We start from the raw sequence: 11,764 nt of genomic DNA on the forward strand, positions 1-11,764 counted from the left end.
GCCCCGCCCACGGCCGCGCTGGTGGCCCCGCGACAGGAGGAACGAGCATGACACAGCCCGTCGTCCGCGAAGTCGAGCACGAGATCACGGTCGCCGCCCCGGCCCGCGAGGTCTACCGGCTGATCGCCGAGGTGGAGAACTGGCCGCGGATCTTCCCGCCCACCATCCACGTCGACCAGGCGTCGCAGGGCGCCGGCCGGGAGCGCATCCGGGTCTGGGCGACCGCCAACGGCGCCCCCAAGAACTGGACGTCGCAGCGCGCCCTGCACCCCGACACCCTGCGCATCGACTTCCGCCAGGAGGTCTCCACGCCGCCCGTCGCCGCGATGGGCGGCGCCTGGATCATCGAGCCGCTGTCGGCCGGGCAGTCCCGGGTGCGGCTGCTGCACGACTACCGGGCCATCGACGACGACCCGGACGGGCTGGCGTGGATCGACCAGGCCGTCGACGGCAACTCCCGCTCCGAGCTGGCCGCGCTGCGCGCCAACCTGGAATTCGTCGTCGGCTCCGAGAAGCTCACCTGGTCCTTCGAGGACACCGTGCACATCCACGGCAGCCCCAAGGACGTCTACGACTTCATCAACGAGGCCGACCTGTGGTCCGAGCGGCTGCCGCACGTGGCCCGGGTGAATCTCCAGGAGCCCGAACCGGGCCTCCAGGAGCTGGAGATGGACACCCGCTCGCCCAATGGCACCGTCCACACCACCAAGTCCTACCGGGTGTGCTTCCCGTACGACCGGATCGTCTACAAGCAGACCACGCTGCCGGTCCTGATGAGCCTGCACACCGGCCGCTGGAGCTTCCGCCCCACCGCCTCCGGCGTCGCCGCCACCTCCCGGCACACCGTCGTGCTGCGCCCGGAGAACGTCACGTCCGTCCTCGGACCGGACGCCGGTGTCGCCGAGGGCCGCGAGCACGTCCAGCACGCCCTGAGCACCAACTCCCGCACGACCCTCGGCTACGCCAAGACCTACGCCGAATCGCGCGCCTGAGACCCCGGCAGCACCACCACACGAGGAGGACCACATGGGCAAGCTCTCCGGCAAGACCGCGCTCGTCACCGGGGCGAGCCGCAACATGGGCCGCGCCATGGCGCTGCGCCTGGCCGCGGACGGCGCGCTCGTCGCCGTGCACTACAACACCGCCAAGGACGAGGCCGAGGCCGTCGTCGAGGCCGCCCGGCAGGCCGGCGGCAACGCCTTCGCGATCGGCGCCGAGCTCGGCGTCCCCGGCGACGTCGACACGCTCTTCGCGGCCCTGGAGGCCGGCCTGACCGAGCACGCCGGCGCCACCACCCTGGACATCCTGGTCAACAACGCCGGTGTGCTGGGCGGCATCAACCCGGAGCAGACCACCTCCGAGCAGTTCGACCGCATCCTCGCCGTCAACGCCAAGGCGCCGTTCTTCCTCATCCAGCGCGCGCTGAAGAACATGCCCGACGGCGGCCGCATCGTGAACATCTCCTCCGGGCTGACGCGCACCTCCAACCCCGACGAGATCGCCTACGCCATGTCGAAGGCCGCCGTCGAGATGCTCGCCCTGCACTTCGGCAAGTACCTCGGCCCGCGCGGCATCACCGTCAACAGCGTCGCCCCCGGCATCACGCGCAACGACAACCCGGTCTTCCAGATGCCCGAGGTCGTCACGGCGATGGCGGCGCTGTCGGCCTTCAACCGGGTCGGCGAGCCCGAGGACGTCGCCGACGTCGTGGCGTTCCTGTGCTCGGACGACGCCCGCTGGATCACCGGCGCCTTCATCGACGCCAGCGGCGGCACGCTGCTCTGACCCCGGGGCCGGGCGTACGGCGGGCCTGCCCGACCGCCGTACGCCGTCCCCCGGGAAGCGCCGTCCCCCGAGACCGCCTTCCCCCGACCGCGGGAGCCGCCATGAAGACCGCGCCGCAACGGACCGCGCCCGGCACCGCAGCCCCGCGCGGGGGCCTGCTGGCCGTCCTGGCCGGCAACATGCTCATCGACGCCCTGGAGGTCTCGGCGACCCTGGTCGCCCTGCCCGCCCTGGGCCGGGACTTCCACCTCGCACCCAGCACCGCGCAGTGGGCGATGACCGCCTTCGCCATCGGCTTCGGCGGCCTCATGCTGTTCGGCGCGCGGGTCGTGGCCGTCCACGGCGCCCGCCGCGCCTACCTGTGGGCGCTGCTGGCCTTCGCCGCCGCCTCGCTGGTCACCGGCGTGACCGGCAGCTTCGCGCTGCTCGTCGCCTGCCGCGTGGTGAAGGGCTTCTGCGCCGCGCTGACCGCGCCCACGGGCCTGGCCATCATCATGAACACCTTCCCCGAGGGCCCGCACCGCAGCCGTGCCATCTCCGTCTACACCGTCTTCGGCGCGGGCGGCTTCACCACCGGCCTGCTGCTGTCCGGCGTGCTCACCGACATCAGCTGGCGCTGGACACTCGCCGCTCCCGCCCCCGCGGCGCTGCTGCTCTTCCTCCTCGGCCTGCGCATGATCCCGCGCTCGGCCCCGGCCCCCGGACCGCGCCGCCGCTACGACGTCGCCGGGGCCCTCAGCGCGACCGGCGCGCTCGTGTGCCTCGACCTGGCCATCGCCTCGTCGCCCGCGCACGGATGGTTCAGCGCCCAGGTGGCGGCCGCGGCCGCCGGCTTCGCCGTGCTCGGCGCCCTCTTCGTCGCCGTCGAGCGCAGGAGCACCGACCCGCTGGTGCAGCTGCCCCTGCGCACCGGCGGCACCATGGCCCGCTCCGCGCTGGGCGCCGGCGCCCTCAACGGCTCCTACCTGGGCCTGCTCGTCGTCGTCACCTTCCAGTTCCAGGCCACCCGCGGGTGGTCGGCGCTGGAGACGGCGCTGGCCATCCTCCCGGCCAGCGTCCCGCTGGCCCTCGTGGCCCTGCACTCCGGGCGGATGATCGCCCGCTTCGGCACCCGCCGGCTCATCGCCTACGGTTCCCTGCCGCCGCTGGCCGGCTACCTGCTCTACCTGCGGCTGCCCGCGCACCCCGGCTACGCGACCGCGGTCCTGCCGACCATGCTGCTGGTCGGCCTGGGCTTCGTGCTGTCCTTCGCCGCCCTCAACACCCAGGCCACCTCCGGACTCGCCCCCGCCGAGCGCGGCGCCGCCGCGGCCCTCTACCAGAGCGCCGTCCAGATCGCCGCGGTCGTGGCCCCGGCGCTGGCCGCCGCCCTCTTCCAGAACGGGCTGGGCAGCGGCAGCGGCGGGCTGCGGCCCGCCGTGTGGCTGGTGGTCGCGATCGGCGCGCTCGGACCGGTGGCCGCACTGACCACGTACCTGCTGCCGCGCCCGCCGCGGCGCGTCACCTCAGGAGGACAAGGACCATGGACGAGGCGAGTATCTGGGTGAAGGCCGCCCCGGAAACGGTGTGGGCCCTCGTGGCCGATCCCACCCGCTACGGCGAGCTGAGCCCGGAGAACATCGGCGGCCGCTGGGCCAACGCGTCCGTCCCGCGCCCCGGCGCCGTCTTCAAGGGCACCAACAAGCGCGGCGTCATGCGCTGGACCACGACCTGCACCGTGCTGGAGTACGACGCCCCCAAGCGCTTCTCCTTCCAGGTCGCCGAGTCGAACATGCGCTGGGGCTACCGCCTGGAGCCCGAGGCCGGCGGCACGCTGCTCACCGAATGGCGCGAGCACGCCGGGCCGATGCCGGTGGCCGCCCGCCTGTTCACCGCCTCCAAGCTCCTCGGGCGGGACCGCGAGCAGATCATGGTCGACGGCATGCGCACCACCCTGGAGCGCGTCAAACGCGCCGTCGAAGCCGGCCGACGGTAACCCGCGATGCGCGGACTGAGCCGGTACGAGAGCACCGTCGCCCTGCGCTACGGGATCGCCGACACCGCCGACTTCACCCGGCAGGCGCTCGCCATCCTCGACACCCGCGCCGGCGACTACCGCGGGTACGGCGTCACCCGGGCGCTCATCCACCCGCTGACCCTGCGCCTGGGCTCCCGGCCCGGGCGGGCGGGCGTGGTCCTGCGGACCGGTGCCACCCCGCACACCACCGATCCCGGCGCGGTGGACCTCGACGTGGCCGTCGAGCCCGGCCCGGGCGGCAGCCTGCGCCTGACCGGCCTCGGACCGCTGCCGCTGCCGCTGCGCCGCGGCAGCGTCGACGCCGTACGCTGCGCCACGCTGGTCTTCGGCCTCGGCGACATCGACGGCGAGGGCCCGAGCGCCGAGTTCGGCGTCACCGTACGTCCCGAGGCCGGGCTGCAGTGCGCCTACGCCGCCGGGACGGACCGCGACCCGTACGCGCCGCGCTGGGAGATCTCCGTCCGCGCGGCCGCCGTCGCCCACCGCTCCCTGCCCGTGCCGTCCGCCATGGGCTGGATCGCCGCGGACTGCCTGGCCTGAGAGCCCCCTCCGCACGGGAAAGGAGAGCGCGCCCGTGCCCGCACCGCTGCGCCTGGTCCTGCTCTTCCTCGGGCGGGCCCTGCGCGACTACGGCTACGTCCACGTCTGTCCGCCCCCGCTGGTCCCGCCGCCGGGGGCGCCGCCCGCGCCGGGCCACCCGGAGAAGCTCGTGCCGCTGCCCGACCACGAGCGCCGCTGGTGGCAGGACCTCGAAACCCGCCTCGCCGGCGGCGGCACCGCCGACCGGCCCTGAAAACCCCCGACCGCGCGGCCCCCCGGGCCGCGCGGTCCTTTTTTTGTGCCCGCGTGCGGTCCGGGCCGTCAGCCCAGCCAGGACGGGGACAGGGCCGAGGGCGTCAGCAGGACCGGGGCGCCGGTGCCGTCGGCCGGGACGGTGAAGAGGTCCGAGCCGTAGTCGCCGGGGAGGGAGTAGGACAGCGTGCGGTTGTCGGCCCACACCGCCTGGTCGTCGACGTTGCGGGTCTCCGCGGTGGGGTGGTCCTCCAGCGTGGCCAGGTCCAGCACGTACAGGCGCCAGGGGGCGTCGGCGGAAAGGCCCGGCACGCGCTTCTTGAAGGCGATGCGCGTCCCGTCCGGGGAGAGGGACGGGCACTCGACGTTGGAGCGCAGCGTGACCGCGGTCCGCGTCGACGTGTCGCCGCGGATCAGGTACGTGCGTCCGCCCGTCGCGGCCGTCGCGTAGAAGTGCGTGTCGTCCGCGAAGGTGACGCCCCAGTAGTTGACGTCGGCGGCCCGCACCCGCCTGCCGTCGCGCGTGAGGGCGTAGTCCTCCAGCGTGGACTGGAGCGCGCCCGTGCGGGTGTCCAGGATCGAGGTGCGGGTCGAGAAGTCGGTCCCCGCGTAGGAGTCGCCGCCGACGAAGACCGTCCAGGCCGCCATCCGGCCGCTGGGGGAGACCCGGGCGCGGGTCGGGATGCCCGCGAGGTCGACACGCCGGGTGGTGCGCAGACGGCTGTCCAGGATCAGGGCGCGGTAGGAGTCGTTGACCGCGCCGCGCTCGGCCTGGAGGCACACCCCGGTGCCGCCCGCGGCGTAGAAGCGCAGGCACTTCACGCCGGACGCCGTGCGCGGCCCGTCCGGGTCGGCCGCCGGGACGCCGGCCAGCTCGTCGCGGTGCGGGCCCCACGCCATGGAGCGGAAGACGATCCGCGGCCCCGCGCCGGGCGCGAGCGACACGTCCCCCGCGTGCACCGCCGGCCCGCCCGCCTGCACCTGGTTCTTCCGGTCCGCCCGGCCCGCCGCCCGCCACACCGCGACCCCGGCGACCAGCGCGAGCACCAGGACGCCCGTGAGCAGCACGAGCAGCTTCGCGCGCGTGCCGAGGGGGGCGTCGCCGGGCGCGTCGCCGCCACCGGGGCCGTCCTCGCCCGTGGCCACCGTGATCTCCTCGCTCATGCCGGCCTCTCCGCGGGCCGCAGCCGCACCGACAGCGCCACGCTCGCCAGCAGCGCGACCGCCGCGCCGGTGAGCGCCGAGCGGTCGCCGAACGCGGTCCAGGCCGCGCCGAAGGCGATCGAGCAGAAAAAGCGCGCGGCCGCCTGCCCCGTCTGCACCAGCGCGAGCCCGCTGGAGCGCAGCGCCGCCGGTACGGAACCGGCCGCCGCCGCCATCAGCACGCCGTCCGTGGCGGCGTAGAACGTGCCGTGCAGCGCCAGCACCGCGTAGGGCAGCACGCCCGCCCGCAGGTGCGACAGCAGCAGCCCGTACGCGAGCAGCAGCGCGAGGTGGCCGCCGACGAAGACCCGCCAGCGGCCCACCCGGTCCGCCCACCGGCCGAGCGGCACCGCCAGCAGCAGGAAGGCCGCCGCCGTGCCCAGCGGCAGCAGCGCGAACCAGCGGTCGGGCACCCCCAGGCGGCGCTGGAGCATGAGGTAGACGAAGGAGTCGCTGACGGTCGCGAGGCCGAGCGCCATCGCGCACAGGGCGAGCCCGCGCAGCTCCCGCCGCCCCAGCAGACCGGCCGCGGCCCGCAGCGAGGCACGCGGCGCGTCCGCCTCCTGCCCGCCCGCGCCCGCCTGCCGTACCCGCGACGGCACGAACAGCAGCAGCACCAGCACGCCCACCGCCGCGACGCAGAAGCTCACGGTGAAGACCGCGTCGTAGCCCTCCGCGGCCCGGCGCAGGATCAGGAAGGCGGCCAGCGGGCCCAGCAGCGCGCCCGTGGTGTCCATCGCGCGGTGCACGCCGAAGGCCCGGCCGCGCGCCCGCGGCTCGCTCGACAGCGAGATGAGCGCGTCACGCGGCGCGGTGCGCAGCCCCTTGCCGGTGCGGTCGGCGGCGAGCACCGCACCGATCAGCGGCAGGGTGTGGACGGCGAGCAGCAGCGGCTTGCACAGCGCCGACAGCCCGTAGCCGAGCACGGCGACGCGCTTGTGCCGCCCGCCGCGGTCGGCGAGGTGCCCGCCGACGAGCCGTACCAGCGCGCTGAAGCCGTTGTAGACGCCGTCCAGCAGACCGAAACCCAGCGGGGACAGGCCGAGTCCGGTGACCAGGTAGAGCGGCAGCACCGCGGTGACCATCTCCGAGGAGACGTCCGTGATCAGGCTGACCGCGCCCAGCGCGAGCACAGTGGGGGCCACGGCGGACCGCCGCCCGGGGCGGGTTGCGCCCCGGGCGGCGGCCGGCGAGGCCACCGCGGGTGTGCTCGCGCGGCTCTCGCTGACGTACATCGGTCAGCTGGACCAGATGCCGGTGATGTCCGACGCCGAGGCGGCCTGCCCGGCGTGCGAGGACGTGCCCGCCAGGTCCTCCAGCGTCCGCAGCAGGTTGTAGTGGTTGTAGGTGGTCGAGACCGACGAGCCCGCCTTGACCGGCTGTCCGTAGAAGACGGTCGGGATCCGGTTGCCGCTCAGCGAGTTGTCCTCGTCGAAGGTGACGACGAGCAGGCTGTTGTGGGTCTTGGCCCAGGTCGCGTACGCGCCCAGGTTGTTCTTGATCCAGGTGTCGCCGGTCGCCACCGAGCAGTCGTGCATGTCGCTGCACAGGTTCGGCACCACGAAGGACGTCGTGGGCAGCGTCGAGTAGTCGGTCGGGAACTGCGCGAAGGTCTTCGCGGACGAGGTCGGCACGTTCGAGAAGCCGAACCACGGATTGTGCTTCTGCGCGTAGTTGCCGCTCTTGCAGGTGGTCGAACCCTGGCTCGGCAGCGTCTCGTTGTAGCTCCCGAACGTCTTGCCCGCGGCGGCGACCTCGGAGCCAAGATTCGCGGCCGAGCTGAAGCCGATGGTGACGCAGCTGTCGGACGTGATCCCCTGCGTCGAGCCGGAGAAGAGGGCGTAGTAGTTCGGCTGGCTGGGGTGCGTGATCGCGTGGCTCTGCGTCAGGTTGGCGCCGCCGGTCGCGAGCGAGTTGATGTACGGGGCGCTGGAGCTGCCGATCACCTGGCTGTAGGCGTGGTTCTCCATGACCACCACGACCGTGTGGTCGGGCGTGGGGACGGAACCGGCCGCCTGGGCGTTCCCGCCGAGACCGGCCCACAGGCCGGCGGAGGCGGCGGCGAGGCCGCCGGCGGTCAACAGGGCGGTACGGCTACGGCTGCGCACGGGGTTACCTCCGGTGAGGGGGTGGGGGACGAACGTGCGATGTGCATGCCAAAGTTAGGGGCGTCCCGGGTACGTCCGAGCGGTGCGCGGGGTGAAGAACGGGCGAACGCTGCGGTACGCCCGGTGTACGCGCGGTGAGCCCCGCGTTCCTCCCAGGCGCCTCCCGGCTCAGCTCCCGGCGGCCGGCTCCACCGGCGGCAGCCGCAGCCGCATCCGTACGCCCTGGGGCAGCGGCTCCGCCGTGACCTCTCCACCGTACGTCTCCGCGATCTGCCGCACGATCGCAAGCCCGAGTCCCGAACCGGGCAGGGAGCGCGCCGCGGGGGAGCGGTAGAAGCGGTCGAAGACGAAGGGCAGGTCTGCGGCCGGGATACCGGGCCCCTCGTCGCTCACCGTGACACTGCCCGCGGCGTCGGTGGCCACCGTGATCCGGCCGCCCTCCGGACTCCACTTCACCGCGTTGTCGACCAGGTTGCCGATCGCCCGCTCGACCGCGTCCGGGTCGGCATGGACCAGGCACGGTGCCAGCTCCGCCGCGAGGTCCGCCCGCGGCGAGCGCGCCGCCGCCCGCTCCAGTACCCGGGCCGCCAGCAGATCGAGGCGGACGTCCTCGGTGTGAGGCCGCGCCTGCTCGTAACGGCCCAGATCCACCAGGTCGTTGACGAGCGACGTCAGCTCCGCGGCCTGCGCCCGGGCCTCGGCGACCAGCGCGGGCGCCTGCGGATCGGCCAGTCCCGGCCCCTCGCCGAGCAGTTCGAGGTTGGTCGTGAGGCTGGTCAGCGGGGTGCGCAGCTCGTGCGAAGCGTCCGCGACCAGCCGCCGCTGCGCGCCCACCGACTCCTCCAGCGCCGCCATCATCGCCGCGAAGGACCGGGTGAGCCGGGCGATCTCGTCCCGCCCGTCCGCCGTCAGACGGGCCGTCAGGTCCTGGGTGGCGGTGACGTGCTCGACGGTCTCGGTGAGCTGCCGCACCGGCCGCAGCACCCGTCCGGCCGCCAGCCGGCCGGCGACCGCCGCCAGCACGCAGCCGCCCGCGGTGATCGCGACCAGCAGCATCGACAGCCGCCGCAGCGTGCTGCTCACCACCGCCGTGGGCACCGCGGTGCGCACCAGGACGCCGGGGCTGTCCGCCAGTTCCGTGGTGTAGATGCGGTAGTGCCGTCCGGCGTAGTCGGCGTCGTGGAAGTACGCCGTCCGCGTGCCCCGGGCGACCTGCACGTCCAGCGCGCTGACCCCGACGAAGCCGTCGGTCGGGCCGACCGCCACCGGCGGCAGCACGAACTGGAGCAGTGCGGAGCCGACTTGTACCGGCCCGGTCGGGAACACGGCCTGCGGCGAAACCTCGCCGCCGTCTCCGCCGCTGTCCCTGGAACCGTCCTTGGAATTGTCCTTGGCGGGGTCCTTGGTGCCGTCCTTGGCCCGGCCCTTGGTGCCGTCCGTGGCACCGCCCGACGCGGCCTCCTCGGCGGCGGCCTGGCCCTTCTGCTTGAAGGCCCGGATCAGGTCCGGCGCCTGGCCCGCCGCCGACACCAGATCGGCGTCGTGCTGTTCGTTGAGCTTCGCGCCCAGCGCCGGGTAGAGCACGAGCGAGGCCAGCACCAGCGCCGCGAGCACCACCGCGCCCCCTGCGAGCGCGAGCCGGTTGCGCAGGCTCACGGCTCCTCCCGCAGCACGTACCCCAGTCCCCGCACGGTCTGCACGAGCCGCGGCGCGCCGTCCGCCTCCAGCTTGCCGCGCAGGTAACTGATGTACACCCACAGGGCGTTGGAGGAGGGCCCGAAGTCGTAGCCCCACACCGAGTCGAAGATGAGCGTACGGCTCAGCACCCGGCGCGGATTGCGCAGGAAGAGCTCCAGCAGCGCGTACTCGGTCCGCGTCAGGTCCAGGGGCTGGCCCCCGCGGGTCACCCGGCAGGCGGCGGTGTCCATCTCCAGGTCGGCGAAGCGCAGTACCTCCTGGTCGGCGCCGCTGCGCCGCAGCAGGGCGCGGATGCGGGCGCGCAGCTCGTCCAGCGCGAAGGGCTTGGCGAGGTAGTCGTCCGCGCCCGCGTCCAGGCCCGCGACCCGGTCGTCGACCAGGTCGCGGGCGGTGAGCATCAGGATCGGCGTGCGGTCGCCGCGCGCCCGCAGCCGGCGGCACACCTCCAGGCCGTTCGGCTCCGGCATGAGGATGTCCAGCACCACCGCGTCCTGCCGGCCGGCGGCCAGCGTCGCGAGCGCGGCGGCACCGTCCGCCGCGACCGTCACCTCGTACCCGTCCCGGGTGAGGGCGTGCGCGAGCGAGCGGCGCACCGCGTCATCGTCGTCAACCACCAGCAGCCGCATGGCGCAAGGGTGCCGTACGCCGCGTCAGCGCGCGATCAGCGTGGGCGAGGCCGCCTGTTCGGCTCCGGCCGGTGCGGTCTTCCCGCCCGTGCCCTTGCCCTCGTCCGTGCCCTTGCCGGGGTCGGTGCCCTTGCCCTTGCCGGGAGCGACCGGGCCCGGCTTGCCGTCGCCCGGCTTGCACGGGCCGGGCTTCCCCTTGCCCTTGCCCTTCCCCTTGCCCTCGCCCTTTCCGTTGTGGCTTCCCTTGTCCCCCTTGCCTGCCTTGGTGTCCTTCTCCCCGCCGGGCGCGGGCTTGCCCGCGGCCACCTTGAGCTGGATGAGCGCCTTCGTGAGCTGCTGCGGGCTCACCCCCAGCTTGGCGGCGACGGCCGCGTAGGCGGGAGTTCTCTCGTCGATGGTCCCCCTCGGACCGGTCGCCAGCTTCGCCAGGGCGTCCAGCGCGGCCTGCGCCTTCGCCGTCGGGACGCCCAGGACCTTCGCCAACTGCGTGGCGGTGAAGGGGAACCGGGCCTTCTCGTCGCCGGGCTTGCCGCCTTCGCCGGGCTTCGCCTCGAAGAAGATGGCCGTGAGCTGCTTGCGGGCCTGGGCCGTGGAGATCCCCATGTCCTTGGCGAAGCCCGCGACGACCTTGTCGGTGAGCTTCCCGCCGTTCGCGCCCAGCGCGATCTTGACGTTCCGGAGCGCGTTCTCCAGCCTGCTGTCGGGCCGGTCCGGCGCGCAGACGCCGGGCTTGCCGGAGCCCTTGGCGCCCCCGGTCCCGGCGGTGGCGGCGGTGGCGGCCGTGGCCCCGGCGGTGAGGAGCAGGGCGGTCGCGGCGGCGAGCGCGGTGGTCTTGTGGCGCATCGTGCGCCTCCTCTCGATTGGCTGCCTCCAGCACACCAACCGGCACTTCGGGCCGCCCTCGCCGCACCTTAGGACTTCCTTGGAAGTCGGCACGGCCCGAGGCCGCCCAGGAATTCGTCCGCCCGGCAGGGGCGCTCAGCGCGTGAGGGCCGTCAGGAGCCGGCTGCGCAGGGGCTCGGCGGTGAGGGTGCCGGCGGGCTGCCAGGCGCAGCCGGTGACCTCTTCGGCCTGGAGGGTGATGAGGTGGGGGGTGTCGGTGCGGAAGAGGTAGCGGAAGTCGTAGTGCTGGTGCACGGGTTCGTCCTTGGCGGGGTTGGCGGGGATGGGGTGGACGTCGACGTGGAGGGGGACCGGACCGGCGGGGGTGACGCTCCCGGCCGGGATGCCGGTCTCCTCGCCCAACTCCCGCAGGGCAGCGCCGATGAGGGTGGTGTCGGTGTCCTCCAAATGCCCGCCGGGGAAGAGCCATGTGCCGAGGGCCTTGTGCTCGATGAGCAGGACGTGCCCGTCGGGCCGGAGCAGGAGGGCCCCGGCGGTGGCGTGCCCGCGGAATTCCTTGCGCGAGGTGATCGTGTCGGGGGTGTCCGCGAGGGAGCCGGTGAGGGCGGAGAGGGCGCCCTCGTCCTCGGGGTGCCGGTCCAGGTAGCGGCTCAGGGTGTCGCGGATGTGCTGGGCGGTGACGGTCACGGGTG

The 11,764-nt window shown here is 74.0% G+C and carries 12 protein-coding genes and 1 pseudogene; 6 read left to right on the forward strand and 7 right to left on the reverse strand.

Annotated features, from left to right (window positions below; genetic code table 11):
* Window positions 1-47: 47 nt before the first annotated feature.
* The 6 genes and pseudogenes from ACH4SE_RS23375 to ACH4SE_RS23400 all read left to right on the forward strand — a co-directional run bounded on the left by ACH4SE_RS23375 (window position 48) and on the right by ACH4SE_RS23400 (window position 4,595).
* On the forward strand, window positions 48-992 hold the full coding sequence (locus ACH4SE_RS23375; RefSeq protein ID WP_398545378.1) for an aromatase/cyclase: 945 nt from the start codon (window positions 48-50) through the stop codon (window positions 990-992).
* A gap of 34 nt (window positions 993-1,026) precedes the next feature.
* Window positions 1,027-1,785 (forward strand): annotated as a pseudogene (locus tag ACH4SE_RS23380) (SDR family oxidoreductase); the annotation flags it as partial.
* A 101-nt stretch (window positions 1,786-1,886) separates the two neighbouring features.
* The gene (locus ACH4SE_RS23385; RefSeq protein ID WP_398545379.1) at window positions 1,887-3,332 is read left to right on the forward strand and encodes an MFS transporter; all 1,446 of its coding nucleotides are present in this window, start codon (window positions 1,887-1,889) and stop codon (window positions 3,330-3,332) included.
* Window positions 3,308-3,760 carry an SRPBCC family protein gene (locus ACH4SE_RS23390; RefSeq protein WP_398545380.1) on the forward strand — a complete coding sequence of 151 codons (453 nt, stop codon included), beginning with the start codon at window positions 3,308-3,310 and terminating at the stop codon, window positions 3,758-3,760. Before ACH4SE_RS23385 ends, ACH4SE_RS23390 begins: the two co-directional genes overlap by 25 nt.
* 6 nt (window positions 3,761-3,766) lie before the next feature.
* Complete coding sequence (locus tag ACH4SE_RS23395) at window positions 3,767-4,342, forward strand: hypothetical protein (protein ID WP_398545381.1); 576 nt, start codon at window positions 3,767-3,769, stop codon at window positions 4,340-4,342.
* A gap of 34 nt (window positions 4,343-4,376) precedes the next feature.
* Window positions 4,377-4,595: a DUF6059 family protein gene (locus ACH4SE_RS23400; RefSeq protein WP_398545382.1), complete on the forward strand. Its 219-nt coding sequence runs from the start codon at window positions 4,377-4,379 to the stop codon at window positions 4,593-4,595.
* A gap of 68 nt (window positions 4,596-4,663) precedes the next feature.
* On the opposite strand, the gene ACH4SE_RS23405 is transcribed toward ACH4SE_RS23400, so the two are convergent.
* The 7 genes from ACH4SE_RS23405 to ACH4SE_RS23435 all read right to left on the reverse strand — a co-directional run bounded on the left by ACH4SE_RS23405 (window position 4,664) and on the right by ACH4SE_RS23435 (window position 11,759).
* Window positions 4,664-5,758: a TolB family protein gene (locus ACH4SE_RS23405; protein WP_398545383.1), complete on the reverse strand. Its 1,095-nt coding sequence runs from the start codon at window positions 5,756-5,758 to the stop codon at window positions 4,664-4,666.
* Window positions 5,755-7,032, reverse strand: coding sequence for an MFS transporter (locus ACH4SE_RS23410; protein WP_398545384.1), 1,278 nt, complete (start codon window positions 7,030-7,032; stop codon window positions 5,755-5,757). Before ACH4SE_RS23410 ends, ACH4SE_RS23405 begins: the two co-directional genes overlap by 4 nt.
* Window positions 7,033-7,035: 3 nt before the next feature.
* The gene (locus ACH4SE_RS23415; protein ID WP_398545385.1) at window positions 7,036-7,905 is read right to left on the reverse strand and encodes an alkaline phosphatase family protein; all 870 of its coding nucleotides are present in this window, start codon (window positions 7,903-7,905) and stop codon (window positions 7,036-7,038) included.
* A gap of 168 nt (window positions 7,906-8,073) precedes the next feature.
* Entirely contained in the window at window positions 8,074-9,561 is a 1,488-nt protein-coding gene (locus ACH4SE_RS23420; protein ID WP_398545386.1) for a sensor histidine kinase, read from the reverse strand.
* Window positions 9,558-10,229, reverse strand: a complete 672-nt coding sequence (locus ACH4SE_RS23425; RefSeq protein WP_398545387.1) for a response regulator transcription factor — start codon at window positions 10,227-10,229, stop codon at window positions 9,558-9,560. Before ACH4SE_RS23425 ends, ACH4SE_RS23420 begins: the two co-directional genes overlap by 4 nt.
* 24 nt (window positions 10,230-10,253) lie before the next feature.
* Window positions 10,254-11,072: a hypothetical protein gene (locus ACH4SE_RS23430; RefSeq protein WP_398545388.1), complete on the reverse strand. Its 819-nt coding sequence runs from the start codon at window positions 11,070-11,072 to the stop codon at window positions 10,254-10,256.
* A 135-nt stretch (window positions 11,073-11,207) separates the two neighbouring features.
* Entirely contained in the window at window positions 11,208-11,759 is a 552-nt protein-coding gene (locus tag ACH4SE_RS23435; RefSeq protein ID WP_398545389.1) for an NUDIX hydrolase, read from the reverse strand.
* Window positions 11,760-11,764 lie beyond the last annotated feature (5 nt).

This window comes from Streptomyces sp. NPDC020983, assembly GCF_044333485.1.
GTDB lineage: Bacteria > Actinomycetota > Actinomycetes > Streptomycetales > Streptomycetaceae > Actinacidiphila.

What these genes read in the sequence shown, in the direction of transcription:
- ACH4SE_RS23375 (WP_398545378.1), top strand. Translation starts at nt 48, where the DNA reads ATGACACAGCCCGTCGTCCGCGAAGTCGAGCACGAGATCACGGTCGCC.
- ACH4SE_RS23385 (WP_398545379.1), top strand. Translation starts at nt 1,887, where the DNA reads ATGAAGACCGCGCCGCAACGGACCGCGCCCGGCACCGCAGCCCCGCGC.
- ACH4SE_RS23390 (WP_398545380.1), top strand. Translation starts at nt 3,308, where the DNA reads ATGGACGAGGCGAGTATCTGGGTGAAGGCCGCCCCGGAAACGGTGTGG.
- ACH4SE_RS23395 (WP_398545381.1), top strand. Translation starts at nt 3,767, where the DNA reads ATGCGCGGACTGAGCCGGTACGAGAGCACCGTCGCCCTGCGCTACGGG.
- ACH4SE_RS23405 (WP_398545383.1), bottom strand. Translation starts at nt 5,758, where the DNA reads ATGAGCGAGGAGATCACGGTGGCCACGGGCGAGGACGGCCCCGGTGGC.
- ACH4SE_RS23410 (WP_398545384.1), bottom strand. Translation starts at nt 7,032, where the DNA reads ATGTACGTCAGCGAGAGCCGCGCGAGCACACCCGCGGTGGCCTCGCCG.
- ACH4SE_RS23425 (WP_398545387.1), bottom strand. Translation starts at nt 10,229, where the DNA reads ATGCGGCTGCTGGTGGTTGACGACGATGACGCGGTGCGCCGCTCGCTC.
- ACH4SE_RS23430 (WP_398545388.1), bottom strand. Translation starts at nt 11,072, where the DNA reads ATGCGCCACAAGACCACCGCGCTCGCCGCCGCGACCGCCCTGCTCCTC.